This is a genomic window from Acinetobacter colistiniresistens (assembly GCF_024582815.1).
Taxonomy (GTDB): Bacteria; Pseudomonadota; Gammaproteobacteria; order Pseudomonadales; family Moraxellaceae; genus Acinetobacter.
In genome coordinates this window covers 325,144-351,072 of sequence record NZ_CP102099.1, presented here as the reverse complement: position 1 = coordinate 351,072, position 25,929 = coordinate 325,144, and the positions used below count along the sequence as shown (strand labels likewise).

23 protein-coding genes are annotated in these 25,929 nt (G+C 44.5%); 5 read left to right on the top strand and 18 right to left on the bottom strand.

Features of this window, described 5'->3' with window-relative positions; genetic code table 11:
• The first annotated feature begins 7 nt into the window (after positions 1-7).
• From nusA to NQU59_RS01640, 3 genes are read left to right on the top strand one after another with little or no spacing between them, the layout of a single operon-like run.
• A complete protein-coding gene (gene nusA, locus NQU59_RS01650) occupies positions 8-1,492 on the top strand; it encodes a transcription termination factor NusA (protein WP_004656210.1) in 1,485 nt (494 codons plus the stop codon).
• Between the two features lie 10 nt (positions 1,493-1,502).
• Entirely contained in the window at positions 1,503-4,217 is a 2,715-nt protein-coding gene (infB, locus tag NQU59_RS01645) for a translation initiation factor IF-2 (RefSeq protein ID WP_005240075.1), read from the top strand.
• Positions 4,217-4,618: a ribosome-binding factor A gene (locus NQU59_RS01640; protein WP_005240073.1), complete on the top strand. Its 402-nt coding sequence runs from the start codon at positions 4,217-4,219 to the stop codon at positions 4,616-4,618. The genes infB and NQU59_RS01640 overlap by 1 nt, the downstream gene beginning before the upstream one ends.
• 51 nt (positions 4,619-4,669) lie before the next feature.
• Here the strand turns inward: NQU59_RS01640 and NQU59_RS01635 are convergent, their stop codons facing one another.
• The 9 genes from NQU59_RS01635 to hisIE form a co-directional block, all read right to left on the bottom strand.
• Positions 4,670-5,044, bottom strand: a complete 375-nt coding sequence (locus NQU59_RS01635) for a Na+/H+ antiporter subunit G (RefSeq protein ID WP_004802326.1) — start codon at positions 5,042-5,044, stop codon at positions 4,670-4,672.
• Positions 5,045-5,055: 11 nt separating this feature from the next.
• On the bottom strand, positions 5,056-5,331 hold the full coding sequence (locus NQU59_RS01630) for a monovalent cation/H+ antiporter subunit F (protein ID WP_004656203.1): 276 nt from the start codon (positions 5,329-5,331) through the stop codon (positions 5,056-5,058).
• Positions 5,328-5,855 (bottom strand): Na+/H+ antiporter subunit E, encoded by a 528-nt coding sequence (locus tag NQU59_RS01625; RefSeq protein ID WP_257064705.1) that lies wholly within the window; start codon positions 5,853-5,855, stop codon positions 5,328-5,330. Before NQU59_RS01625 ends, NQU59_RS01630 begins: the two co-directional genes overlap by 4 nt.
• A complete protein-coding gene (locus NQU59_RS01620) occupies positions 5,855-7,666 on the bottom strand; it encodes a monovalent cation/H+ antiporter subunit D (RefSeq protein ID WP_257064704.1) in 1,812 nt (603 codons plus the stop codon). The genes NQU59_RS01625 and NQU59_RS01620 overlap by 1 nt, the downstream gene beginning before the upstream one ends.
• Positions 7,666-8,034 (bottom strand): Na+/H+ antiporter subunit C, encoded by a 369-nt coding sequence (locus NQU59_RS01615; protein ID WP_005240065.1) that lies wholly within the window; start codon positions 8,032-8,034, stop codon positions 7,666-7,668. Before NQU59_RS01615 ends, NQU59_RS01620 begins: the two co-directional genes overlap by 1 nt.
• Position 8,035: 1 nt before the next feature.
• Positions 8,036-10,879, bottom strand: coding sequence for a monovalent cation/H+ antiporter subunit A (locus NQU59_RS01610; RefSeq protein WP_257064702.1), 2,844 nt, complete (start codon positions 10,877-10,879; stop codon positions 8,036-8,038).
• A gap of 254 nt (positions 10,880-11,133) precedes the next feature.
• A complete protein-coding gene (locus NQU59_RS01605) occupies positions 11,134-12,516 on the bottom strand; it encodes an AAA family ATPase (protein ID WP_257064700.1) in 1,383 nt (460 codons plus the stop codon).
• 24 nt (positions 12,517-12,540) lie between these two features.
• Positions 12,541-14,043 carry a UvrD-helicase domain-containing protein gene (locus tag NQU59_RS01600; protein ID WP_005240058.1) on the bottom strand — a complete coding sequence of 501 codons (1,503 nt, stop codon included), beginning with the start codon at positions 14,041-14,043 and terminating at the stop codon, positions 12,541-12,543.
• 9 nt (positions 14,044-14,052) lie between these two features.
• Positions 14,053-14,820, bottom strand: coding sequence for a bifunctional phosphoribosyl-AMP cyclohydrolase/phosphoribosyl-ATP diphosphatase HisIE (hisIE, locus tag NQU59_RS01595; RefSeq protein ID WP_005240057.1), 768 nt, complete (start codon positions 14,818-14,820; stop codon positions 14,053-14,055).
• 215 nt (positions 14,821-15,035) lie between these two features.
• Between hisIE and NQU59_RS01590 the strand changes: the two genes are divergently transcribed.
• Positions 15,036-15,302, top strand: coding sequence for a hypothetical protein (locus NQU59_RS01590; protein WP_005240056.1), 267 nt, complete (start codon positions 15,036-15,038; stop codon positions 15,300-15,302).
• 1 nt (position 15,303) lies between these two features.
• Here NQU59_RS01590 and NQU59_RS01585 read toward each other — a convergent pair whose 3' ends face one another.
• The 7 genes from NQU59_RS01585 to NQU59_RS01555 all read right to left on the bottom strand — a co-directional run bounded on the left by NQU59_RS01585 (position 15,304) and on the right by NQU59_RS01555 (position 22,183).
• Positions 15,304-15,690, bottom strand: a complete 387-nt coding sequence (locus NQU59_RS01585; protein WP_005240055.1) for a VOC family protein — start codon at positions 15,688-15,690, stop codon at positions 15,304-15,306.
• 12 nt (positions 15,691-15,702) lie between these two features.
• Positions 15,703-17,019, bottom strand: a complete 1,317-nt coding sequence (locus tag NQU59_RS01580) for an FAD-dependent oxidoreductase (protein ID WP_257064695.1) — start codon at positions 17,017-17,019, stop codon at positions 15,703-15,705.
• A gap of 135 nt (positions 17,020-17,154) precedes the next feature.
• Positions 17,155-17,754, bottom strand: a complete 600-nt coding sequence (locus NQU59_RS01575) for a cytochrome b (protein WP_096910961.1) — start codon at positions 17,752-17,754, stop codon at positions 17,155-17,157.
• Positions 17,755-18,001: 247 nt separating this feature from the next.
• Positions 18,002-19,621 carry an ABC1 kinase family protein gene (locus NQU59_RS01570; RefSeq protein ID WP_005240046.1) on the bottom strand — a complete coding sequence of 540 codons (1,620 nt, stop codon included), beginning with the start codon at positions 19,619-19,621 and terminating at the stop codon, positions 18,002-18,004.
• Positions 19,622-19,633: 12 nt separating this feature from the next.
• A complete protein-coding gene (locus NQU59_RS01565) occupies positions 19,634-20,311 on the bottom strand; it encodes a ubiquinone biosynthesis accessory factor UbiJ (RefSeq protein ID WP_005240045.1) in 678 nt (225 codons plus the stop codon).
• 11 nt (positions 20,312-20,322) lie between these two features.
• The gene (gene ubiE / locus NQU59_RS01560; RefSeq protein WP_096910962.1) at positions 20,323-21,264 is read right to left on the bottom strand and encodes a bifunctional demethylmenaquinone methyltransferase/2-methoxy-6-polyprenyl-1,4-benzoquinol methylase UbiE; all 942 of its coding nucleotides are present in this window, start codon (positions 21,262-21,264) and stop codon (positions 20,323-20,325) included.
• 211 nt (positions 21,265-21,475) lie between these two features.
• Positions 21,476-22,183 (bottom strand): FFLEELY motif protein, encoded by a 708-nt coding sequence (locus NQU59_RS01555; RefSeq protein ID WP_010590084.1) that lies wholly within the window; start codon positions 22,181-22,183, stop codon positions 21,476-21,478.
• A 211-nt stretch (positions 22,184-22,394) separates the two neighbouring features.
• Here NQU59_RS01555 and pap point away from each other — a divergent pair, with 211 nt between their 5' ends.
• On the top strand, positions 22,395-23,813 hold the full coding sequence (gene pap / locus NQU59_RS01550) for a polyphosphate:AMP phosphotransferase (RefSeq protein WP_151742615.1): 1,419 nt from the start codon (positions 22,395-22,397) through the stop codon (positions 23,811-23,813).
• A gap of 27 nt (positions 23,814-23,840) precedes the next feature.
• Here pap and NQU59_RS01545 read toward each other — a convergent pair whose 3' ends face one another.
• Positions 23,841-25,133, bottom strand: a complete 1,293-nt coding sequence (locus NQU59_RS01545; protein WP_096910964.1) for an MFS transporter — start codon at positions 25,131-25,133, stop codon at positions 23,841-23,843.
• 260 nt (positions 25,134-25,393) lie between these two features.
• Complete coding sequence (locus tag NQU59_RS01540; RefSeq protein ID WP_257064692.1) at positions 25,394-25,900, bottom strand: hypothetical protein; 507 nt, start codon at positions 25,898-25,900, stop codon at positions 25,394-25,396.
• Positions 25,901-25,929: the final 29 nt, after the last annotated feature.

Below are 25,929 nucleotides of genomic sequence, written 5' to 3'. Positions count from 1 at the left end.
GTGACTTATGGGCCGCGAAATTCTTACCGTTGCAGAAACGGTTAGTAATGAAAAAGGTGTTAGTCGTGAAGCGATCTTCCAAGCGTTAGAGCAAGCACTGGTTGCGGCAACGAAGAAAAAGTTTTACGAAGGCACGCGTTCAGAAGAAGCTCAGCTTCGTGTTGAGATTGATCGTAAAACAGGTGATTACCGTACATTCCGTCAATGGACTGTTGTTGCGGATGAAGATCATGAAATGCCAGCATGCCAAGATGCAATTTCTGATGTAGATCCATCACAATGGTCAATTGGTGATGTGCGCGAGTTGGAAGTCGAATCAATTGAGTTTGGTCGTATCGCTGCGCAAATCGCAAAACAAGTGATCGTGCAAAAGATTCGTGAAGCAGAGCGTGCACTTGTTGCCGATGCTTATGAGTCTAAAGTGGGTGAGTTGATTTACGGTGAAGTGAAAAAGCAAACCAAAGATGGCTTTATCATTGATCTGGGTGACAACGCTGAAGCGTATTTGGCGCGTGAAGAAACCATTCACAAAGAAATTTTACGTCCTAAACAGCGTATCAATGCAATTTTATATAACGTTAACCGTGAAGGTCGTGGTGCACAATTATTATTGTCTCGCGCACGTCCAGAGATGTTGATTGCTTTAATGAAAAAAGAAATTCCAGAAATTTCTGAAGAAATCATTGAAATTAAAGCAGCAGCGCGTCAGCCGGGTGTTCGTGCTAAAATTGCAGTGAAAACCAATGACCATCGTATTGACCCAGTGGGTGCATGTATTGGTATGCGTGGTACACGTATCCAGGCTGTACAACAAGAGTTGAATGGTGAGCGTATTGATGTGGTGGTGTGGTCTGATGATCCGGCGCAATATATTGCAAGCGCATTAGAGCCTGCAGATGTGTCTGGTATTGTTTTAGATGAAGATGCACGCAGTGCCGATATCATCTTCGCAACCAATGATCAATTGGCGCGCGCGATTGGTTCGCAAGGGCAAAATGTTCGTTTAGCATCGGAATTGACGGGTTATAAACTCGACATGATGCTAGAAGAAGAGTATCGTGCTCGTCAGCAAAATGAAGCACAGCAATATTTAGATATGTTTATTACACGTCTTGATATTGAAGAAGATTTGGCAATGGCTTTAGTTGAAATGGGCTTCACTTCATTAGAAGAGATTGCGTATGTTCCAGCGGAAACATTTGACGAAATCGAGCTTGAGGCTGATTTAGTTGAATTGCTGCAAAGCCGTGCGAAAGAAGCTGCTTTGACGGATGCACTGAAACAGCAAGAAAATATTCAAGAGCCAAGTGCAGAACTTCTCGGTATGGAAGGTATGACGACTGAGATTGCATATGCATTGGCGGCGCGTGGTGTGGTTACTGTTGATGATTTGGCAGACCAGGCAACTGATGATATTTCTGATATCGAAGGTTTAGGTCATGACAAAGCGGGTCAGTTAATCATGAAAGCACGTGAATCATGGTTTAACTAGGAGATAATAGATGACGGACAAGTCGATTCAAGAGTTAGCGCTCAGCGTAGAACGTCCTGTAGAGAAACTCCTAGAGCAGGTTCGCGAAGCAGGTCTACCACAGCGTAAAGCAGATGACATTATTACCACTGAACAGCAAGATACTTTGGTCAATCACTTGAAAAAAGTACATGGTCAGGAAAGTGGTAACACAGGAAAGATTGCGTTGAAACGTAAAACAACGAGTACTGCTAAAGTAACAAGTACTTCAGGTAAGGCAAAAAGCATTAATGTTGAAGTTCGCAAAAAACAAGTTTTTGCGAAGCCAAATCCAGAGTTACTTGCTGCAGAAGCAAAAGCGCGTGTAGAAGCTGATGCAAAAGTCCGTGCTGAACAAAAAGTACGTGACGAAGCAGATCAAAAAGCACGTCATAGCGCTGAACAAAAAGCCAATGCAACTTTAGAAGCGATGCGTGCTGCGCATACTTCTGACAGTTCAGGTCAAGCGCCAGCAAAAACCGCAGTTGTGGTGAAAAAGCGTAATAGCGACAAGGTTATTAAAGCCCCTGTTGTTCGACCGACTGAAACACCAGAACAAAAGAAAGCGCGTGAAGAGCAAACTGCTCAGTTGAAAGCAACTGAGGAAGCGGTACGTCGTAAAGCGGCTGAAGAAGCACAACAACGTACGCTTGAACAAATGCGTCAGATGGCATCAAAATATTCAAATGATGATGCAACTGCAACGATTCGCGTAATCGATGATTCACCTTTAGCCGCTGGTCTTGTTGGTCAAGCGTATGAAGATTCTTTTAACAAAGAAGACCGTGAAATCAAGCGTGGTGGTGCAACTGCAAATCCGCGTGCTGGTAAGAAAGGTGGTCGCGGTGGCGATGCGCAGTCTGAACAAAGTTTCAGCAAGAGCCATCATAAGCGCGGCTTGAAAACCAGCCAGGCGAATAAACATGGTTTTGAAAAACCTGTTAAAAAGCAAGTTTATGATGTTGAGATTGGCGAAAAAATCATTGTTGCTGATCTTGCACAAAAAATGGCTGTTAAAGTTCGTGAAGTAATCAAGACCCTCATGAAAATGGGTGAGCTTGTGACTCAGAACCAAGCGATTGATCAAGATACAGCAGTACTTGTGGTTGAAGAGTTAGGCCACAATCCGGTATTGGTATCGGATACGCAAGCAGAAGACAACTTATTGGTTGCTGCTGAAGAAGCACGTGGTGAGCAAACCACTCGTCCACCAGTGGTAACGATCATGGGTCACGTTGACCATGGTAAAACGTCATTACTGGATCGTATCCGTCGCTCTAAAGTGGCAGCGGGTGAAGCGGGTGGCATTACCCAGCATATCGGTGCTTATCACGTTGAAACTGAGAAAGGAATTATCACTTTCTTGGATACACCAGGACACGCAGCATTTACCTCTATGCGTGCGCGTGGTGCAAAAGCGACTGATATCGTGGTACTTGTTGTTGCGGCTGATGATGGTGTAATGCCACAAACAGCAGAAGCAATTGACCATGCGCGTGCAGCTGGAACTCCAATTATTGTTGCTATCAACAAAATGGACAAAGAGTCAGCTGATGTAGACCGTGTCTTAAACGAATTGACCACTAAGGGTATCGTACCTGAAGAGTGGGGCGGTGATGTGCCAATTGCCAAAGTATCAGCACACTCAGGTGCGGGTATCGATGGTTTACTTGATCTCATCCTGATCCAAGCTGAATTGATGGAGCTTAAAGCTTCAGCAGAAGGTGCGGCGCAAGGTGTGGTGATTGAAGCACGTGTCGACAAAGGTCGTGGTGCGGTAACTTCGATTCTGGTACAAAACGGTACCTTGAACATTGGTGACTTGGTTCTTGCAGGTTCATCTTATGGCCGTGTTCGTGCAATGTCAGATGAAAATGGTCAACGTATTACCTCTGCAGGTCCTTCGATTCCTGTTGAAATCTTAGGTCTGCCAGAAGCGCCAATGGCGGGTGATGAAGTTCTTGTGGTCAATGACGAGAAGAAAGCACGTGAAGTTGCTGATGCTCGTGCAGATCGCGAACGTCAAAAACGTCTTGAACGTGCGAGCTCAATGCGCCTTGAAAACATCATGGCATCAATGGGCAAGAAAGATGTTCCTACCGTTAACGTGGTACTCAAAACTGATGTACGCGGTACTTTAGAAGCATTGCATGTTGCGCTTGATGAACTTGCGACGGATGAAGTTAAAGTTCGTGTCATCGGTTCTGGCGTAGGTGCAATCACTGAGTCAGATGTGACTTTGGCTGAATCTTCAGAAGCAGTATTGTTAGGCTTCAACGTACGTGCAGACAATACTGCGCGTCAGAAAGCTGACCAAGATGGTATCGATATTCGTTACTACAGCATCATCTATCAATTGATTGATGATGTAAAAGCTGCAATGAGCGGTAAGCTTGCACCTGAACACCGTGAAACTATTCTGGGTGTTGCGGAAGTGCGTGAAGTATTCCACTCAAGTAAGTTTGGTGCTGCAGCGGGCTGTATGGTACTTGAAGGTGTATTGCACCGTAACAAGCCAATTCGCGTATTACGTGATGACGTGGTTGTATTCCAAGGTGAGCTTGAGTCTCTTCGCCGCTATAAAGAAGTGGTTGAAGAAGTTCGTGCCGGTATGGAATGTGGTCTTGCAGTCAAAGGCTATAAAGACATCAAAGCACAAGATAAGATCGAAGTGTATGATGTTCAATTGATTAAACGGAGTCTTTAATGGCGGGTAGCCAACGCTTAAAGCGCATGGCGGATTCAGTACAACGTGAGTTGTCTGAACTGATCCGTCAGGAGCTTAAAGATCCACGTCTGGGTGGTCTGGTGACCATCTCAGCCGTGAAAGTTAGTGCAGATATGGGTTATGCCGAAGTTTATGTTACGGTAATGGGGCGTGAACTCGGTGATGATCAGAGTGAAGCTGCGAATAAAGAAACCCTAGATGTCTTGAATAAAGCGTCTGGTTTCTTACGCCATGAATTGAGTCGTCGTATCAAAACACGTGTGACGCCTCGTTTGCGTTTTCACTATGACAAAACCAATGCCTACGGCAACTATATGTTTGGTCTGATTGCTGAAGCTGTGAAGGATTTACCTGAACAAGAGCAAGACGAACAAAAGTAAATAGATATAAAAAAGCCACCTCCGGGTGGCTTTTTTATTGCGAGGCTTTAATTAGTCTTTTTTCAGCGGGTGGCGACGATAGCGTTGCCAAGGCAGAGGACGATTGAGTGCTTCTGGTACATCACCACTGGTTGAACGTAAGCGGAGGTGAATCGCAGCTTGCGCCATCAAATTTGCCGATACGGGTGCAGTGATAAAGGCAAACAAGGTAATCAACAACTCAGCAAAACCAAAACGGCCATGCATTGCTGCAAATATCATTGCTGCAATGAGGAAGCTACCAAGGCCCAAGGTACTCGATTTGGTGGGGGCATGCAGGCGCATAAATAAGTCGGGGAGGCGAATCATGCCGATCGAACCGATCAGCATAAAGAATGCGCCAAATACCACAAAAAATGAAACGACAATTTCAAGGATGAGTTGCATGGTGAAGCTCCTTAATCGATCACATGGCCCGTTGTGAAATAACGGGCAAGTGCAGCAGTAGACACAAAGCCAAGCATGGCAACCAAAAGTGCACCTTCAAATAAATTAGTGCTGACCCAATAGATACCTAAGACTACAATCAGGCAGGTCGCATTGAGAAAGAGCGTGTCTAAAGCCAGCAAACGGTCAATCACTGAAGGGCCTGCAATCAAGCGAATCAAGCACAGAAACATAGAGATGGTAATGGCAATTAAGCCGATACCCAGTGCATAAGGTAAAATAGTCATTTGGTTGCTCCTTCTGCAGTCTTGACATCAAAGATTTCAATTAAAGGTGCTTCGTAGCGCTTTTTAATCTCTTGAATGTCGAGTTCAGTATCATCGGAACTGAGTGCATGTACCAGAATATCACCACGTTCCTGATCGATTCCGGCTGAAACCGTTCCGGGTGTGGTGGTGATAATCATTGCAAGTAAGGTATTGACTTGTTCATGTTCAGTTTCTAAGGGGACGCGATACCATTTGGGGTGTAGTTGATCCATGGGGCCAAGCACCATTTTGGCCACACGGAAATTAGATATCACAATATCCCACAGCACGACAAAGATCAGTTTAATGGCAGGAAGCCAGTGAATATGTGGCGTTCTGGCAATAAATGGACTGACTAAACGGGCAATCAGCACCGCCAGAATCACTGCCATTAAAATGTCCGTCAGATCCAGACTATGCGCCAGCATCAACCAGCTTAAAAAAATCAGAACAGACACAAATGGATGGGGGAACCAACGCTCAAGCAAAGATGGTTTTTGCATTAGTGATCCTCCATTGGTTTAAGCTGTGTGCTATTCGGAATGGTCGGTGCTTGTAGAACTTGTTCCGCAATTTGACGTTGCTTGTACTCAGAAATATGCCCACCTTGCAATGTTGGCTTAGAAATAATATCTGGGATCAACAGTGCATTGGCATCTTCAACTTCACCACCATATTTGGTTTCTGGTAAGTAGCTTGGATCATACGGTTGAACGCTGATTGGACGACCTTGTGCATCATGTTTCAGAATGGTTTGGTTATAAAGTGCATGATTCTGAATTTGCTGTGCAGTTGCAAGCGTGTAGTTCTGAATCGGTGCAGCACAAACCACATACAGCATTAAGGCGCCGAGCAGGACATAGATTGCTGTATCGTTACGTTTCGGCGCAACTTCAGGCAAGGCTTGATATTCTGTATAAGCCGCTTCTTTTTGATCCTCTTCGGGCGGTGTCGCTCGCCAGAACAGAATAAAACCGACCCGTGTCATGGCAATAATGCTGAGCAGGCTCACAATCAGAATCACCGCGATAATCCAGCCTTGATAAGGGGTTTCGGCGGTGGCCTGCAAGATAAAGACTTTACCTAAGAAGCCACTAAATGGAGGCAGGCCTGCCATCATCAGGGCGATGGTAAAGTAAGTAAATGCAGCGGCTTTTTCCTGTTTGATTCGTGGTGCAACTTTTAAATGATCTTTAAAAGCACCACGTTGTGACGTCATCCAGCCACAGAATAAATAGAATGCTGCAGCAATCAGTGTGCTGTGAACCAAATAATATAGTGCTGCTGCCCATGCGTGGGTATTAAACATGGCAATGGCAATCAGCAGTGTGCCAATTGAGGACAGCACCATAAAACCGACAAAACGACGTAAACGTTCTGCACCAATGGCACCAATTACACCGTATAGCGAAGTAACTAAACCAATAATTAACAGGCAGTTTTTGAAAATACTTTGCGCCATGGCTTCATCGAAAACGGTGCCATTGACACGTAAGATGGCATAAATTCCGACTTTGGTCATGATGGTGAACAGTGCTGCTACTGGTGTACTGGCAACCGCATAGGTTTTTGGTAACCAGAAACCGACAGGTAACATTGCGGCTTTAATTCCGAATACCACAAAAAGCAGTAATCCACCCGCAACAGCAAGTTTGTATTGGTCACCATCCAGTGTTGGAACAAGACGACCCACATCGCTCATGTTTAAACTGCCCACACTGCCATAAATCATGCCTAAACCAATCAGGAACAGGGCAGAGGCCAACAGGTTAATGGTGACGTAATGAATCCCAAGCTGAAAACGTGGACGACCTTGACCGTGCAATAACAGCACATAAGATGCCATCAGCAGGATTTCAAAAAACACGAATAAGTTAAACAAGTCGCCTGTGAGAAATGCCCCTGTGATTCCCATGAGTAGAAAATGCACCATGGCATGGAAATAACGACCGCGGGTGTCCCAGTTCTCACTTGCATACCAGACCACAGGGACGGCAAGAACATAGGTAAGCACCAGCATAAAGGCTGATAAGCGATCAAGGACTAACACGATACCAAATGGTGCAGACCATTCACTGAGTTGATAAACCGTAATTTGTCCTGTACTGGCAATACTTAAATAGCTAATTGCTGTAATTAAGCCGAGCACCACAGAGGTGAGACTGATGCCACGACGCCAAGGTTGGCGCCAATCCTGTTTTAAAGAACCTGCACCTGGATTGCCCAATAACACCAGAATAAAACTGGTGAATGCTGGAATTAAAATGCTGATAATTGGAGCATGAGCATGCCAGAAACTATAAAAATCAAACATTATGGCTCATCCTCACGTGGGTCATAAGTCAAAGTAGGCTCTTCTTTAGAGTCGACATGGTCTGTCCCAGATTCATAACGACTGCGTAATGCAAGTTGCACGATAAAGGCTGTGGTTGCGAAACCAATCACAATCGCCGTTAATACCAGTGCTTGAGGGAGTGGGTCGGTCACCTTGGTGGTTTGCGTCAATACGGCAGGTGCATTGATCTGCAAACGTCCCATGGCAAACAAAAATAGATTCACGGCATAACCAATCATGGCTAAGCCGAGGACCACAGGAAATGTTCTGGCACGTAAAATTAAATAAATACCTGTTGCGGTCAACAAGCCGATCCCGGAAGCGAGTAAAAATTCAATACTAATCATTTCATTTATCTCCACTTGGGATTGGACCTGACATACTGGAATGACGTGAATCACCTAAGACCGAAATTAACAACATCGCAGCACCAACAACGGTAATGTAGACCCCGGTATCAAATGCAACTGCGGAAGCGAGGTGCATTTTTCCGAGCAAAGGTGCCTCGACATAAATATGTGCACTGGTCAAGAACGGACGTGCCCAGAACCAGGCTGCAATGCCTGTAAGGCCCGCAATGGTTAAGCCTGAACCAATCCAAAGTTCATAGAGACGCCCCGATTTTGCTTTGAGCATCTGTTCGGTTTGGTCTTGCCCTAATACGATATATTGAATGACTAGCGCCATAGAGGTGATTAGACCTGCGATAAAGCCCCCTCCTGGAAGATTATGCCCACGCATGAAGATATAAACACTCACCACTAAGGCGAGCGGCAATATCCAGGAAGCTGTGATACGTAACATCAGTGGAGACGGGTTAAAGCGATAGGTGAGGCCTTGTGTCATGGTAGTCCCATGCGCACGCATGCCATCCATCAGACAGAGTGCACCGATTGCTGCAATCCCGAGAACGCTAATTTCACCGAAGGTATCGAAACCACGGAAGTCAACCAAGATCACATTGACGACATTCGAACCGCCGCCAAGTGGAATCGCTTGCTGTAAAAAGAACCATGAGATTGAATTGTGGTCACGGGTTAACAGCAACCAGGTAATCCAGCCAATTCCTAAGCCACCTGCGATGGCAAGGCTGGCATCACGCCAACGACGTGAACGACTCGATTCATAAGGCGTAAGTTGTGGTAAAAGCGATAAACTCATTAACAGTAAAACGGTTGTCACCACATCAACCGTGATTTGGGTCAATGCCAAGTCTGGTGCAGACAGCGTTACAAAGACCATGGTCACGACCAGACCGACAGCACCACTGATCAGTACCGCTTTGATGCGTTCATGGTGGAACCACAGCATCATCCAGCAGGCAGAGAACAAGGTGAGCCAGAGTACAATGGCGATCCATGGCGCATGCGTCAGTTCACGGGTACCTGTAGTTAGACCTTGGTTAAAGAGTGGTAAGCCGACCATGACGATGCTGAACAGCACAATCCAGAGCAGATAGCTTTGTAGAGAGCCATTTTCAGTGCTTTGTTTGATTTTACGACTGGTTAACAATAAATGCTTAAGGAACAAATCAAACAGAATCTTGCCTTGGAATTTTCCAAGATAAGGATCGAGGTCGATTTTGCGGATACGTCCCTCTTTTGCCAGTGCAAAGTAGAAAATTGATCCGCCAATTAAGGCAATCAGACTCATGATGAGTGGTGCATTAACCCCATGCCAAATCGCAAGGTGTACGCCTTCAAATTCAGGCTGTGCCAAACTGGCACGGGTCACGCTGTTGACCATAGTGCCTGCAAATAGGGCAGGGAGGATACCCACTAAAATACATAAGCTCGCCAGAATAATGGCGGGTAAGCGCATACCCAAAGGAGGTTCGTGTGCATCTTTATTGGGAACATGCTTGCCGATAGGCCCGTCAAAGAACACACCATGTACCAGACGAATCGAATAACTGACTGCGAAAATACCCGCTAAGGTTGCGACGATGGCTGAAATCACCATCACTGGGCCAGATAAGTTGGCCAGTAGTTCGGTAAAAAACATCTCTTTCGAGATAAAACCATTGGTTAATGGTACACCCGCCATTGAGGCAGCGGTGATCATGGTTAAGGTTCCAGTGAAAGGAAGGAGCTGCCAGATACCACTCAGCTTGCGTAAATCACGCGTGCCAGTTTCATGGTCAATAATCCCTGCAATCATGAACAAGGCGGCTTTAAAGGTTGCATGGTTAATGATATGGAAAATTGCAGCTGCAACGGCGAGTGGAGAGCCAATACCGAGCAAGCAGACAATCAAACCCAAATGACTGATGGTTGAATAAGCCAGTAAACCTTTCAGGTCTTCCTTGAAGATGGCAAAACCTGCGGCCATACACAAGGTGAACAGGCCGACAAAAGTCACGATATTGTGATATAGCGCAGCACCAATAAAAATAGGTGCTAAACGTGCCAACAAGAAAATCCCAGCTTTGACCATCGTTGCAGAATGCAGATAGGCTGACACCGGGGTAGGTGCCGCCATTGCATTCGGTAACCAAAAATGGAACGGGAACTGAGCGCTTTTGGTAAATGCACCTAACAGAATAAGCAGTAAGGCGGGCACAAAAAGCGCATGCTGTTGAATGGTATCTTTCATCAGCACCAATTGATCAATTTGGTAGGTTCCGGTGATTTGTCCAATCAGTACAAATCCCCCCAGCATGGCCAGCCCCCCCATACCGGTGATGGTTAAAGCCATACGTGCGCCACGTTGGGCCGCCTCGTATTGACTCCAGTAACCCACAAGCAGGAAAGAAGAAATACTGGTCAGTTCCCAAAATACCAACAAGATAATCAGGTTGTTCGAGAGTGAAATGCCCAGCATGGCTGCCATGAACAGCATCAATAACTGGTACAGTTTACTCAGGGAGTTTTTAGGACTCAGATAATAATAGGCATAAATATAAATGAGCGTGCCGATACCGCTAATCAGCAGACCAAACAATAAACCTAATGCATCTAGGCGAAAACTCAGATTAATTCCAAGCTGTGGAAGCCAGTCCCAGCTTTGTTGCAGGGCATTGCCCTGTAGAACCGTTTCTGCCTGAGTCAGAAGTAAAATAAAACAACTAAGGCTGATCCCAATCGCCCCAAGTGCCGTCACGCCACGCGAAATACGCTGTAATTGTGAGACAAGGGTGGTGCCGAGTATGAGCGGTAATAAGATAATAATCGGTAGCACACTGGTATCCATGTCGATGATTTAGGTCGAAGACCTAAGGGGTGAATTTTCTTTCAAGACTTACAGGCACTCAAAGAGAATACCAAAAACTTTAAATCTTGAAGCCCAATCAAGTTAACGGAGGCAGCAAGTTGTATTGCACAACTTGAAAATAAAAAATGCGATTTATTTTACTATAAACAGACTGTAAAAACTTAATGTTATTACATGAAACTAACAACATCATTTCATTGAAAACATTTCAATTTTCACTTTGTGATACACCTTTATAACGGGCTTTCTTGGGGGGTATCATCAATTTTAAGTAAGTGAAGTAAGTTGGTCTTTTCTTGCTCGTTTAGGTCTTGAATTTGCTGAAATAAATCATCGACTTTGTTGGTTGGAGGATCAGCTTGTAGCAAGGTGTGGGTTGGAACAGAATCCGTGCTTTCGGCTTGTGATAAGGTCTGATATAAATTCGAAAGCTGTTGTTGTGATGCTTGCAGATTGAGTTGGTAGATTCCTTTTTGATCAAGTTTTAAACATTGATAATGTAAGGCATGTTCAAGCAATGCATCTCGATTGCCTGTAACAATAATTTGTAGGCAAGGAAAAGCCTGATGTAAACGTTCTAAAATTTCAGCACAGTGACTTTGATCCAGTTGATGATCAACCTGATCTATCATGAGAATACCTTCACCCTCTAGGCAGGGGTTAAAACAATGTTGATTCAATAGGCAAAGCCGTCGGCTGATATCTCCAACCAAAGCAATCCAGGTTTTAAGTGATGCGGACAGGTATTGAAAAGGAACCAGTTGCTCTTGATAGCGCACCATCAATTGCAGCTTCGGTACATACTGAATATAAATATCATCCAATTCAGGAAAAACCGTATGCAGGCTATTTTTTAAGGCATAGAGATTGGGAGCGGATAATTGTTTGGGGTGGTTAATCAGTTCCCGTTGTAATTCTTGTAAAATCTCAGATTGATTGTGCTGATTAAAATCATTCCCCATCAGCCGCCGAACAATATGTGCTGAATGGGCATTTTCAACATCACTGATCTCACGTAACCATTCAAAAAAGCGAGTAAAGGTGGTGTAGGGGACAGCTGTTAAATCGTAGGCCGAAATTTCCTGTAAAATGCCCGATGTATTTTTGCTCTGTAGATTGATGTCTTGTACAAAGCGTTCTGCGGGGTAATAAGCGATCAATGGCAAGCCAAATAAGGGGTCTTGCTGTCCTGTTCTTTGGTACAGGTTAACCATTTGATCGAGTTGCTGAGTTTCGACCTGACTAATACCAACACTTTGACTATTAAAGGTTTTGTAGAGTTTCCAAGCGCAACTGTGGGTGTCTGATTGCTGGGCGGAGCTACTCTCGACCAGATTACCAGCCAGTTCCTGACTCATGTGAACCTGAATTTCAATTTTTGCTTGTAGGCGATTCAGCATAATATCTTGATCAGCAATCACCACCCCAGCAGTACGAATATCTTTATAGCGTGCAGAAAACCAGGTCAGGCTTTGATAGATATTTTTTAGAATAGTGCTTTTGCCTGTCGCCTGATCGCCCAAAATCAGGGTAATAGGGTATTGCTCTGGATCAAACTCGAGATCTAGCTCTCGAAACATGCCAATATGTTTAAAGTGAACCGATTCAAGTTGCATAAGCTGACCTCAATCATGGGCGCTTTAACCTGCGGACTGACGAAGACTTGAGGGCGCGCGCTGTTTTAATTGTTGTATTAAGTCGTATAAATGATGAATGTTTAAACTTACTTTAGCACGCGTACAGGCCACGTAAAGTAATCTTAATTCTTCATCTGTAATTTTATGTTCTAGTCCATTTATTTTAAATTGGTAATCGTCTTCGATATGCACACGATCCCACTCCAATCCTTTGGCTTTGTGCGCAGTAGAAATCACATAATCTGCTTGTTCAATCGGCGTGATTTTTGCCAGTGCTTTTTTTAGTGGTTCAGTGCCATGATCATCCACTAATTTTACTAAGGGTTTGATATCACTGCCGTCATTGGTTTCACAATATTCATGTACGTCGTGCCAAGAGTTAAACCAAGCCAGTTCAGGTACATCGGTGATACGTTTACCTTGTTTAAGTAAACTGGCGGCATCGACAAAGCGACTGAGTTTTTGATGATCTGCCTGCAGACTGACTTTATCGCCATGCACTAAACCAGACAAAAGCAATTCCATCGCTCGTGCGTTAGTACGACATAAAATCGCATCACGCATTTTGGTATGCGGTTTATTCACCACACTGGATTTTTGGTTGGGATTGCCCAGCAGGGGAACCGTTTCATTCAGTGCCCCCAATAAACTGTTGGCAACATCGGCAATCGCTTCACCAAAACGGAAAGAAGTGGTGAGGCGGCTTTCGGGCAATGGCATTTGCTGCATGGCATTGATTGCACCACGCCATGCATAGATCTGCTGGTGTGCATCACCGACATAAATCACTTGCGTGCTTTTCTGGCGTAGTAAAATACCCAGCATGAGCGGATCGGCATCTTGTGCTTCATCAAAAAGCACATAATCGGCAGGGATATTCGGTTCAGATAGGGCCCACAGTTTTAGATAAATATCATGCCCGATGCCAGCCTGATGATTCGGGTCAATCGATTCCAGCCAGCGTCGTTCTACCGCGGGATAGAGATGCTGTTGCAAGGCTTCAATATCATCCAGATGTAACCAGCTTGGCGCCTGAATATGACGGGGTGCAGGATATTGTGAACTGGTTGAACAGAAGTAGCTGACCGCATTGGCAACTAAACTCGCCAGACGACTCGGCATCAGTACATATTTTTCATAACGCCCACCCATGAGGCGACGTAGCGTAATCGGTTCGAGACGATATTCTTTGGCAATAAAACTTGGGCTCAGGCGGGGCAGACGTAATTTGTCGGTTACTCCACGTGGAACACTACGAAAGGCCAGTGAGTGGAAGGTACGACAATTCACATTACTGTGAAACTTATTCTGGGCTTCTGAGGCGATGGCTTTGTTAAAGGCCAAATACATGCCACGCCGTTCGGGCATGGCATCACTAATCATCTGTAAGGTGGTGGTTTTACCTGTGCCAGCATAGGCAATCACTTTAAATGATTGACCGAGACGGGCGTTGTCGATGGCAATGGCTTGCTCATAAGTGGCTTTAGGTTTTTCTATATTTGACACAGGCTTTGCTTACGCTTCTTGATTACGGTTGGCTTTTTCAACTAAGCCCGATAGACCTTGGCGACGTGCCAGCTCGTCCAGTACCACTTGCGGATCAAGGTCGAAATAACCCAACATGACAATACTGTGGAACCACAGATCGGCCACTTCATAAATCAGGTCGTGTTTATTTTCTAGCGAAGCAAGCACGGCATAATCTTTGGCAGCGATAATGCTTTCGACACTTTCCTCACCGACTTTTTCTAAAATTTTATTAATGCCTTTTTTATACAGGCTGGCAACATAAGAGTTATCTGCTTCGGCATTTTTGCGTTCTTGCATCAAATGCCCGAGATAAGCAAGCACATCAACCTGTTCACTTTGAACGTGATCATGTGCTGCAACTTTGGCAGATGCGCCATAAATCGCCGTCGGATCTTTGAGTTGGGCATCTACAATTTCCCAGCCTTGTGGCGTAAGTTTGCGATAGAAGCAAGATTCACGACCGGTATGGCAAGCAATGCCACCATGCTGTTCAATTTGTAAAATAATCACATCGGCATCGCAATCCAGACGGATTTCATGCACGGTTTGAAAGTGCCCGGACTCTTCGCCTTTATGCCAGAGTTTTTGACGTGAGCGTGAGTAATACACCGCCTGATTTTTTTCAGCTGTCAGTTGTAAAGCCTCACGATTCATCCACGCAACCATTAACACTCGACCAGTTTGATGATGTTGTGCAATGGCAGGAACAAGACCATTGGAATCAAATTTAACTTCATCTAACCAGTTTGACATGAGTGAAAATCCATTGAGTGGAAAGCAGCTAGTGTAGCGTTTGTGACTAGGGTTGGCTATGCTTGTGGGGTAAAAAATAAGTTATGTGATTTTTGCATTAGATTAATAGACAGAAGTTTATAACGTTATAAATAGTAGTTAACTCATTTATTTAAATTAAATACTTTTTCAACTGGTATGAATAGGGTGTGAATCAAATTTAGAGGTATTCAGTATTGAAGAATAATGAAAATTTAGCTTGTCGAGTGTGCGGACTTATCCAATCTGAAGCCCCATGGGGTGAGGATGGGAGTACACCTAACTTTATTATTTGTGCTTGCTGTGGTACAGAATTTGGTTATGAGGATTGCACAAAAGAATCCGTAAAAGTTCAGCGTACAAAATGGTTAAATACAGGTGCAAATTGGTGGGAACTAAAGAATAAGCCGAAGCATTGGGATATTAATGCGCAATTACAAAATATCCCAATGGATTATCAATAATTTAGACACTTTGGTAGTTCGAGATTTCAATCAAATTCTGATCAGGATCTCGTAAATAGAGCGATAAAATTTTCCCCATTGCCCCAGTTCTTTCGATTGGGCCTTCAACGATATCAATATGCTGCGCTTGAAGGTGTGCCATCACTTCATTTAATGGGGTTTCTGCAATAAAACATAAATCTGCTGAACCTGCTGTCGGGCGAAGTGCTTTAGGCTCAAACTCTTTGCCCAGTTGATGAAGATTAATTTTCTGCTTGCCAAATTGCAGTGCTTTGCGGTTTTCAGCAAAGCTTATCACTTCAAAATTCAGGGCAGATTGATAAAACTGACAAGTGATTTCAATATCGGCAACGGTCAGAACCAAGTGATCTAAATGGCTAATTTTCATATATCACAGCCCTTATTTATATTCAGGTAGAGATTCAAGTTTGACACTAAAGCTATTGTCGCTTTCTGTATATTGCGCCACTTGTTGATAATCGAGTTGCTGAAACAGTCCTGTTTTTAAACCAGAAATGGTGATCGCCATTTCTTTACGGAAATACGGGATCTGATACATCCACGGAAAGGTCAGATCACGTATAGCACCCGCCCACCAATGATCTGATTGATACAGTGGCGTGAGTAGGCGGCTCAGGAACTGATAGAATTGGGTCGAAGAACGCCGTTGTTGATGATAATGTTGCCAGAGCATCGACCAGTCAATTTGCTGATGTTTTTGTGCTATTTGCAATGATTGCGAAAAGGCCCAAGCATCCAGCAAGGCCATATTCGCGCCTTGTCCCAACTGTGGACTCATGGCATGGGCTGCATCACCGATCACTCCAATTCGTCCTTGTCCAAATTGAGACATCACCACATCGCGATATTGCGCAGACAACCATTGTGGTTGATTTTGTGGATTCGACAACAGCTGTTTGAGCCATTCCGCAACATCAGGCCAGCGGTCAGACACTTGTTTTAACCATTGTTGCTTTGCGGATTCATCCTCTAAGAATGTGTGCAGTTGCTTGCTGGGCAAACTCCAAAATACACTCGACAATCGTTGCTGAGGGGCGATTGGGATTGCACCAGTAGGCAATACCCCCATCATGATTTTGGAGCGGTCATAAAACTGATGCAGAATGGCAGGATCAAGTGTTGGGCATTCAGGCACGATACTCCATGCCGCACCCCAAGGATAAGCCTGATCGACTTTCACCCATGCAGAAGGGCGTAACTGGCTGCGTGCACCATTGGCAATCAACACGGCATCAAAGCCATCATCAAATGTTTGTTGCTGCTGAATGCCGAACAGTCGAACTTCATTTTGCTGTTCTTGAATACGTTCAACACTATGACCCATTCGCCATGTCACCTGACTGGCATATTCAGCCAGTTTGTGGGTGAGCACATGACATAAGCTGGCGCGATGAATGCCGAGCCCATACAGATTGCTGCCTGCTTGATGATAGTGACTATTGACTAACAGACGTTTATTGGGAAGTTGACCTTCTAATCCTGTGACTTTTGCGCCTAGTTTTAAGGCATGCTCAAGCACGCCCAGATGTTCAAATACGGCGAGGCCAGCGGGCTGTAACAACAAACCAGCGCCGACAGGAGAAAGCTTATCCACGTGTTCAAAAATAGTGACGTGATTGCCTGCGCGTGCCAGCAAAATCGCTGTTGCTAGTCCAGCAGTTCCAGCACCCACAATGGCAAAATGAGGTATTTTCATTGTTTATTCTTTTAAAGGTTTATTAGATCAGTCAGCCTTGATCTTAACTGATCCCGATGATTTTTTTAAATGAAATCTGTTCTAGCTCAATGCCTAAGGTACGGGTCTGTAATTTTAGCAAAAGCTCAATCTGGATTATTTTGAAGGATCTTTGCCTGTGGTCATCTTGATCAGGGTACGATCTTTCTTGATCGCGTGATGATAAAGTGCCGCACCTGCATGCCCTAAAATCAGCATCCAGATCAGCCATTTCCCAAGAATTTCTTTGTGAATAAAATCAATCGGCTTCTCGAACTGTTCAAAACTTAAGCCTAAACCTTGGGTAACCCAGCTCTGGAACAATGCAGTCTGTTCAAATTTGGGAATCTCAAACAAAAAGAAAAACTCTGTATTGACGCCTGTACCCAAGTAGCCTGTAAGCGGTGCAATGATCATGATGGCATACAGGGCAAAATGTCCAGCATGTGCAGCAAATGTTGCGAGTGGACTGGCAGGTTCTAATTTGGGTTGCGGATTGCTTAGCCGCCAGAGGATTCGGAGACTAATAATCACGGCAATGCTGATACCGACAGAAAGATGCAGCTGCAAAGCCGTCCAGTTCTCGGGTGTACCTTTTTCGGTAAACCAGTGTCGGTAATAAACACTGCAATAGGCACATAAAAAGAGCAGTGCTGTGCTCCAATGCAACCATTTTGCAATCGAGCCATAGTTATCCCTACTATTTTTTAAACTCATGCTGTTCTTCCTTTAAAAGCTGTGCAGATACATTTCAATGCTTAGCCGATGATGAGCGATCTGCTCAAGGATGAAAAGTTTTTAGCTAATAATGGCCTGAGTTGGATTTAGATATTGCCTAAAGTGTGACAACTGGGCTGGGATTCTTAGATGAGGTCGGTGCGGTGAATGTGTAGATCAATTGGATTGTTCTGCCAAATAAAAAGGCCGTATCAATCGATACAGCCTTTGATTCGGGATCTAGGTTTTATTTGGCAATACGCCACAGGGCAATCAAACTACTCAGTACAATCAGAATAACCGAGATAAACCATGGGCTGATGATGGCAATTGTGAGCAAGATCAGCAGGGTACTGCCAAACATCCAGCTACGACGTTGTTGCTGTTGCATTTGTAAACGCATTTGCTGAATTTCACGGAGCTGTTTATCGTGCCATGCAGATTGGTTTTTCAAACCATTTAAGCTGTCAATTAACAGGCTTGGAATATCTTGAGCACCCAATAATAGGTCCGGAATTTGTTGTCCCAGTTCTTTCATGTTTTTGACTGGGTTCATATTGGCCTTGACCCATTCGGTTAGAATCGGTTTCGCTAGTTTCCAGATATCCAGTTGTGGGTAGAGGTCGGTACCTAAGCCTTCAACATGCACCAGTGTTTTCAGTAACAGCATCAGTTGTGGCGGAATTTCCAAATGGAAACGGCGGGCAATATCCATCACCTGAATCAAAATACCAGCGAAATCCAGTTGATCCATTGGTTTGGAAACCATTGGGCCAACCGTACGGCGCATCTCGCGTGACAAGGCATCTTGATCAGTACCCGGTGGAATCCAGCCAGCTTGATGCACGATTTGAATCAACTGCATAAAGTTGCTGTTCATCACCGCGAGTAGCATCCGTGCAACCGTCATCTGATCATGCTTCGACAGTTCGCCCATAATGGCGCAGTCTAAGGCGATAAAACGTGGATTGCTTGGATTAATGGTCTCGACAAAGACATTTCCTGGATGCATATCGGCATGGAAAAAGTTGTCACGGAACACTTGGGTGAAGAAAATGGTTAAGCCTTTTTCTGCCAGATCCGCACGATCCATACCTAAACGATCAAAAGTGGCCGTATCTGAAATAGGAACGCCAGTAATGCGTTCCGCCACCATCACATCTTTACTGTCCATATACACTTCAGGCACATACATCATGCTTGAACCTGTAAAGTAGTGGCGCATACGACGGGTATTATCGGCTTCTAAGCTCAGATCCAGTTCATTTAAAATGATGTGGCGGTAATCTTGGATAATTTCCGAGAGATGCAGGGCACGCGCTGCTTCTAAACGGTTTTCCAGCCAGTCGCCTAGCCACGTCAGAATTTCGAAGTCTTGTAAAATCTGATGACGAATATCTGGGCGAGTGACCTTCACCACCACTTCACGGCCATCATGCAAAGCCGCGGTGTGGACCTGAGCAATCGATGCTGCTGCAAGTGGCTGTTCATCAAAGCGAGAGAACAGGGTACTGACATCTGCTTTCAGTGATTCTTGAATGCGTTGCTTGGCCAGTTGGGTATCATAGGGTTTGACACGGTCTTGCAATAACACCAGTTGTGATAACACTTCAGGTGGAATCAAATCACGGCGTGTAGACAGCAATTGTCCTAACTTAATTGCCAATGGCCCCATATCCTCTAAAGCTTGCTTAAGCTTCAGCGGATTTTTCTTCTCACGGCTTGACCACGCCGCAGGATGCATTTTAATGATGTTTAATGCATGACGTGCTTTTACTGGCAATTCTTCCGCAGGGAACAAGGTATCAAGGCGATAGTGTGCTGCAATACGCCAGAGTTCGAGTAACCGTGTAACATGCGGAATCATATAAAGTCTTACCTAGTCTTGTGTGGGCTTTGAGGGATTGAATTGAGCATTGAGCTGTTGCAGCTTGGCTGCCAAACGGTCAATTTCTTGGTTCAGTTGACGTGTCTCGCGATTGAGATCATCCATTTGCCAGCGTGGAGCAAATAAACCGCTATCTTCTTTTAAGGCATCTTCAACAAAAAATAAATGGCTTTGTAGTGAGCGTTTCAGTTGTTGTGGTGCAAGCTGAATTTTACCGAGTTCATGGGCCAGCTGTGGACCAATCCAAGGGGATAAATGCGCTGCCAGATCAGGCTCGGCCTGCTGCATAATTTTTTGAATCTCCTGCAAGAGGTGGTAATCACCTTGCAAGGGAATATTGCCAATCTGATCCATGTCACTGAGCAATAATTTAATCAGCTCAACGCTATTTTCAACATGTAGGGTTGCGGTTGCATCCGTTACTTTATGTTGGGGATCAAAGGGACGTTGTTCAAAAATAGACGGGCTGTGACTGTGTCCAGTCACGGTCGGTTCGAGGCGAACTCTATTTTCATCAAAAAATACATCAACCGAGAGTTGTGGACTATCGATCACAACCCGTAATAATTGGCCTTGCAGTTGGTTGAGCTGAATGCGGGTAATCGCATCCAGATCAATCACATGATGAATGATACGTTCGACTGCACCGAGTGCTAAAATCGACCACATATCTGAGAACCTTAAAGTTTGAATCCACGGTGAACTGCAACAATACCACCCGTTAAGTTATGGTAGTCACAGCTTTGAAAGCCTGCATTTTCCATCATGCCTTTGAGGGTACGTTGGTCTGGGTGCATGCGAATTGATTCGGCAAGGTATTTATAGCTTTCCGAATCATTGGCCACCAATTTACCCATAATCGGCAATGCCGTGAATGAGTAAAGATCGTAGAGTTTTGAAAATGGTTCAAATACAGGTTTAGAAAATTCGAGAATCAGTAAACGGCCACCTGGTTTCAAGACACGGTACATCGCTTGCAGTGCCGCATCTTTATCGGTCACGTTACGCAAACCAAAGCTGATCGTCACTAAATCAAAACTATTATCGGCAAATGGCTCAAGCGTTTCTGCATTGGCAAGCACAAAATCCACATTGGTACAGCCGGCATCGATTAGACGATCACGACCCACATTTAACATAGATTCGTTAATGTCGGACAATACGACATGACCTTGAGGGCCAACTTCACGGCTAAAGACTTTGGCCAAATCACCAGTACCGCCCGCGATATCAAGCACATGTTGTCCGCGACGTACGCCAGACATATTAATCGCAAAGCGTTTCCATAGACGATGAATACCGAATGACATCAAGTCATTCATGATGTCGTATTTGCTGGCAACTGAATGGAAAACCTCTGCAACTTTCTGTGCTTTATCATCACTGTTTACGGTTTGAAAACCAAAGTGAGTTGTTTCGCCTACATTACCCGTATTGGCTCCGCGCGGCAGATTGTATTTGGGGATTGATGCGGTTGAGGTCGCTGCGGTGCCTTGTTGTAAAGACTGCTGCTGACCTTGTGGAGTGCCTTGAGGAAGCGGTGAGCTTAAGAATGGACTGACTTTGTCTGAACTTGGATTTTGCTCAACTTCTGGGGTAGGCTGTTGGTTTTCGTTAGACATTGTTTTCTCCTAAACTTTCGCTCTAGCGGCACGAATCAGCAAGCATGATGACAGATTTTGTATCTTTTTACAGGCTTTCACATGTAATTGATATGAATAATATACAGAAAGTCACTTTCTCAAAAGGGTTTTAATTTTTCTTAAGATTTGAAAAGTCTCATTTTTCTGCTTCAGCCATGGATCTCATGACTGAAGCGTGCCCAGATCCCGTTTAGTCTTGAAAAGGATGAGGATGTCCACTATGCACCTTTTCAATAATTTCACGTTCTTTTTCGGTGAAAGTACTGATAAAGGTTGCTGCCGATTTCAACGGTTTCATGGCAGCAAAGCCTTCCTGAATAAACTCATACATCTGTTCGAATTGATATTTATGTGCAATCCCTTTACACATTTTAAATGCGGCATACATCATGGTGGAACGCATATATTTATCAAGGGTCAGACCTAATTCATCCAGCAGTTGAAGTTGCTCATACCGAGCCTCACCTTGATCCAGCTTGATTAGGGTTTGACGCATGATCTCATCTGTTAATGGGGTTTCAAGTGGATAATCTTCTAACAGTTGTATGGCCACTTGCTCGTCCAGTTGCGTTGCCAGAACAGCTAAACTGACCGATTTAGTCCCTGTCTTGATGGCATTTTCAGGCAGAAGGCTCTCCGCTTTGTGTGCGTATTTGAGCAGCCGTTCGATTTGTTGCGCCATAGCATCAAAATCTGGACCGCCGTATAAACGGTTTAAGAAATACGCCGACATCAGCTGATTCTTGGGTTCAGCAAAAAATGCTGCATGTGTCTGTGCAATCCGTACTTTCATCCATGCTTGGACTTCATGCAATCTCTGGGCAATCGCTGGATTCTGGTGGTAATTCAGTGTTTGATATTGTAATAAAAGATGATCAAATGCAGCGAGTTTTGACATGTTCGAACTCAAAGAAAATAAAACCATAAAAGCATAGGCTGCATCATAACGGAGAACCATGACAGCATAAACTCTAAATGTTTAATCATCGGTCACTACGGCAGTCATCTGATGACATTCTACATAAACTGTACACGGGGTGGCCTTTGATCGGCAGCAGTTTTGACTATACTGATTTTAAATATTAAGAATGAATCATTTAGAGCAGAACATGAGTATACAACAACCGACATTTGAATTACGTGATGAGGATGAACTATCTTTAGAACTCATTGAAGCCCAATATGCACTCAAACAAAGTCGCGATAAAAAAAATGCCAAAAGTGTTTTGGTCTTGGTCAGTGGGATTGAACTGGCGGGCAAAGGCGAAGCAGTCAAGCAATTACGTGAATGGCTCGATCCACGCTATTTAAGAGTGAAAGCGGACGCACCGCAGTTGTTGTCCAGCAATCAAACCTTTTGGCAATCCTATACCCGTTTTATCCCAGCAGAAGGGCAAATCGTGGTGATGTTTGGTAATTGGTATAGCGACTTACTCACGACGGCGATGCATGTCTCCAAACCATTGGATGAGAACTTGTTTGATGCCTATGTGGAGCAGATGCGGGCTTTTGAGCATGATCTGCAAAATAATCATGTTCATATAGTCAAAGTCTGGTTTGATTTGTCGTGGAAGTCTCTGCAAAAGCGTTTGGATGAAATCGATGCTTCGGAACAACGTTGGCATAAACTCCATGGCCTGGATTGGCGTAATAAAAAACAATACGATAGCTTGCAAGGCTTAAGCCAACGCTTTACCGATGACTGGTTTATGATTGATGGCGAAGATGGCAAGCTGCGTGATCAATCTTTTGCTCAATATTTGCTGCAAACCTTGCGAGAGTTGCCTGAACATCAAACTAAAGTGACGCAGAAATGGCAGCAGGCTGCGATTCCCAAAGCATTACTTGCACCTGCGCAAGCCAGTTTAGAAAAAGAGGATTATAAAGATGAGTTGCGTAAGCTGACCAAGAAAGTTGCAGACACGCTGCGTTATGATGAGCGCAAAGTGGTGATCGCGTTTGAAGGCATGGATGCGGCAGGAAAAGGCGGCGCGATTAAACGGATCGTGAAAAAGCTTGATCCAAGAGAGTACGAAATTCATACCATTGCAGCACCTGAGCGCTATGAATTACGGCGTCCTTATTTATGGCGTTTCTGGAGCAAATTGACTGACAGTGGCAAGATCACCATTTTTGACCGCACGTGGTATGGACGCGTATTGGTTGAACGGATTGAGGGTTTTGCTTCTACTGTAGAATGGCAACGTGCCTATAATGAGATTAACCGTTTTGAAGAAAATCTGGTGGATAGTCAGACGGTGCTTGTCAAAATTTGGCTGGCGATTAGTAAAGACGAGCAGGCACTTCGCTTTAAGGCACGTGAACAAACACCACATAAACGTTTTAAAATCACAGAGGAAGACTGGCGTAATCGTGAGAAATGGGATGATTATCTCAAGGCAGCAGCGGATATGTTTGAACGGACCGATACCGATTATGCACCGTGGTATGTGATTGCGACCGATGATAAGTATTCAGCGCGGATTGAAGTATTAAAGGCCATCTTAAAACAGTTGAAGGCGGACTAATCCACCTTCTCGTTAAGTTCAATTAAATTAATTGTTATTCGCCAATTGTGCTTTATAGCTGCGATGCTGTCGGAATACGATCAGTGTCGCGATTAAACTGGTGATTGCGGCGAACATCAGCCAGAAAGCAGGCATGCTCTTATTGCCTGAAGTCTGCACCAGATAGGTTGCAATCATCGGGGTGAGTCCACCAAAAATGGAAGTAGCAAAGCTATAGGCAACAGAGAAGCCGGCAATCCGCACTGAGCTCGGCATCATTTCTGCCAATGAAACCACCAGTGCGCCGTTATAGAAGCTATAAAGTAGCGAGAACCATAACAACACCATCAGCATATGCGACAAGCTAATGGTATGTGTCAGCCAAGTCAGCAGAGGATAGGCACTGATAAAAATTAAGACTGTGGTGATGATTAAAAGCGGTTTTCGGCCGAATTTATCGGAAAGATGTCCGCCCAGGGGTAACAGGATAAAGTTACTCACACCCACCATAATTGTGGCAATCAAACTTTCTGCACGGGTTAGATTCAAGACCTCTTTGCCGTAGGTTGGGGTATAGACGGTAATGAAATAAAACATGGTGGTGGTGGTCGCAACCATACACACACCCGCCAACACAATTTTCCAGTTTGCTGCTAAAGTCGCAAGAATTTGCTGTGTGCTGGGATGCTCTTTACGGGAAGCGAAGGCTTCGGTTTCAGCCAAAGATTTACGCAACCAGAAAATGAAGGGGATAATGGCACAGCCCACAAAGAATGGAATCCGCCATGCCCATGCATCGACCTGAGCTTTGGTGAAAATCACACTGACGAGATAACCCAAGATTGCAGCAAAAATGACGGCGACTTGCTGACTGGCAGATTGCCAACTGGTAATAAAGCCACGGTTATGCGGTTCGGCTATTTCTGCTAAATAGACTGAAACGCCACCCAGCTCGACCCCCGCGGAAAAACCTTGTGCAAGGCGTCCAACGAAAATAAGCACGGTTGCGGCAAAGCCAATACTGGCATAACTTGGAGTAAAGGCAATGATTAACGAACCGAAAGCCATGATACTTAATGTCACCATCAGGCCACGGCGACGACCAATCCGATCTACATAAGGGCCAAGCACCAAAGCACCAATCGGACGCATCAGAAAGCTGACCGCGAACACCAAAAAGGTTTTCATCAATGCAGCATAGCTGCTATCAGAGTGAAAAAAGGTTTCACCTATGGCTTGAGCATAGAGTCCGAACAGGAAGAAGTCGTATTGTTCAAGGAAGTTCCCGCTGGTCACGTTAAAAATTGAACGAACCCGAGAAGGGGATTGGCTATTTTGCACAATGACGCTCCATCATCTATTGATCATCAAGATGTGGAGAATAAAAATACAATCTTTATGAAAGCTTAAAAAATTAAGTGAATCTTAACGTATTTGTGTGGTTTTTTTATTGATCTGTTATTGCACTGTAAGCATGGATCTATATCAAAAATAGCGACAGAGATTCTAGGCATGAAAACGGCTCGGGTGAATGCGCTTGAAGCTCCGAGTCAATCATTAAAAAAGAAAAGGTGTTTCATACAAACACCTTTCATTAGTGCTTAAGCGACAATGGTACTGCGGCTTTTTTGCTGAATCTGTTTGGCCAGGTTATAGCAATCTTGCACATGCGCTTCAGTAATTTTACGCATCATGAAATAGCCTAGACTGGCCGCGACCAGTTGCCCACCTAAAGGAATAAATTTAGTCACCTGTTTGGTGGCAATTTTAGTGAAAAAGCCATTAAAAGATGCCTTCATTGCAGTACGTGCCACCACAAAGCCAGAGAACTCAAAGCCACGTTTACGCAGTTCATCCCAATGGATTTTTTTGGTTTCAGGATCATAAACACTGATATGTTCAGGCGCGAGACCGAAGCGGGCATTAATAAAGGGAATGATCTGGGTCAGCATGCCCAAATCAACCACAACATCAAAAAATGGAATTGGTACAATCGCAGCGCCCGCTGACCAGTAGGCACGTTTTTTAGACAGTTCTAAACATTCTTCTCGAATCTGATCCAAGTTTAAATTTGGATCAATGGAATCAGGAATTTTATCGATTTTCATAAAGTTATACCTAAGCTCTATCCCTTGAT

Coding starts and splice junctions, on each gene's coding strand:
- nusA (WP_004656210.1), top strand. CDS start 8: ATGGGCCGCGAAATTCTTACCGTTGCAGAAACGGTTAGTAATGAAAAA.
- infB (WP_005240075.1), top strand. CDS start 1,503: ATGACGGACAAGTCGATTCAAGAGTTAGCGCTCAGCGTAGAACGTCCT.
- NQU59_RS01640 (WP_005240073.1), top strand. CDS start 4,217: ATGGCGGGTAGCCAACGCTTAAAGCGCATGGCGGATTCAGTACAACGT.
- NQU59_RS01635 (WP_004802326.1), bottom strand. CDS start 5,044: ATGCAACTCATCCTTGAAATTGTCGTTTCATTTTTTGTGGTATTTGGC.
- NQU59_RS01630 (WP_004656203.1), bottom strand. CDS start 5,331: ATGACTATTTTACCTTATGCACTGGGTATCGGCTTAATTGCCATTACC.
- NQU59_RS01625 (WP_257064705.1), bottom strand. CDS start 5,855: ATGCAAAAACCATCTTTGCTTGAGCGTTGGTTCCCCCATCCATTTGTG.
- NQU59_RS01620 (WP_257064704.1), bottom strand. CDS start 7,666: ATGTTTGATTTTTATAGTTTCTGGCATGCTCATGCTCCAATTATCAGC.
- NQU59_RS01615 (WP_005240065.1), bottom strand. CDS start 8,034: ATGATTAGTATTGAATTTTTACTCGCTTCCGGGATCGGCTTGTTGACC.
- NQU59_RS01610 (WP_257064702.1), bottom strand. CDS start 10,879: ATGGATACCAGTGTGCTACCGATTATTATCTTATTACCGCTCATACTC.
- NQU59_RS01605 (WP_257064700.1), bottom strand. CDS start 12,516: ATGCAACTTGAATCGGTTCACTTTAAACATATTGGCATGTTTCGAGAG.
- hisIE (WP_005240057.1), bottom strand. CDS start 14,820: ATGTCAAACTGGTTAGATGAAGTTAAATTTGATTCCAATGGTCTTGTT.
- NQU59_RS01585 (WP_005240055.1), bottom strand. CDS start 15,690: ATGAAAATTAGCCATTTAGATCACTTGGTTCTGACCGTTGCCGATATT.
- NQU59_RS01580 (WP_257064695.1), bottom strand. CDS start 17,019: ATGAAAATACCTCATTTTGCCATTGTGGGTGCTGGAACTGCTGGACTA.
- NQU59_RS01575 (WP_096910961.1), bottom strand. CDS start 17,754: ATGAGTTTAAAAAATAGTAGGGATAACTATGGCTCGATTGCAAAATGG.
- NQU59_RS01570 (WP_005240046.1), bottom strand. CDS start 19,621: ATGATTCCGCATGTTACACGGTTACTCGAACTCTGGCGTATTGCAGCA.
- NQU59_RS01565 (WP_005240045.1), bottom strand. CDS start 20,311: ATGTGGTCGATTTTAGCACTCGGTGCAGTCGAACGTATCATTCATCAT.
- ubiE (WP_096910962.1), bottom strand. CDS start 21,264: ATGTCTAACGAAAACCAACAGCCTACCCCAGAAGTTGAGCAAAATCCA.
- NQU59_RS01555 (WP_010590084.1), bottom strand. CDS start 22,183: ATGTCAAAACTCGCTGCATTTGATCATCTTTTATTACAATATCAAACA.
- pap (WP_151742615.1), top strand. CDS start 22,395: ATGAGTATACAACAACCGACATTTGAATTACGTGATGAGGATGAACTA.
- NQU59_RS01540 (WP_257064692.1), bottom strand. CDS start 25,900: ATGAAAATCGATAAAATTCCTGATTCCATTGATCCAAATTTAAACTTG.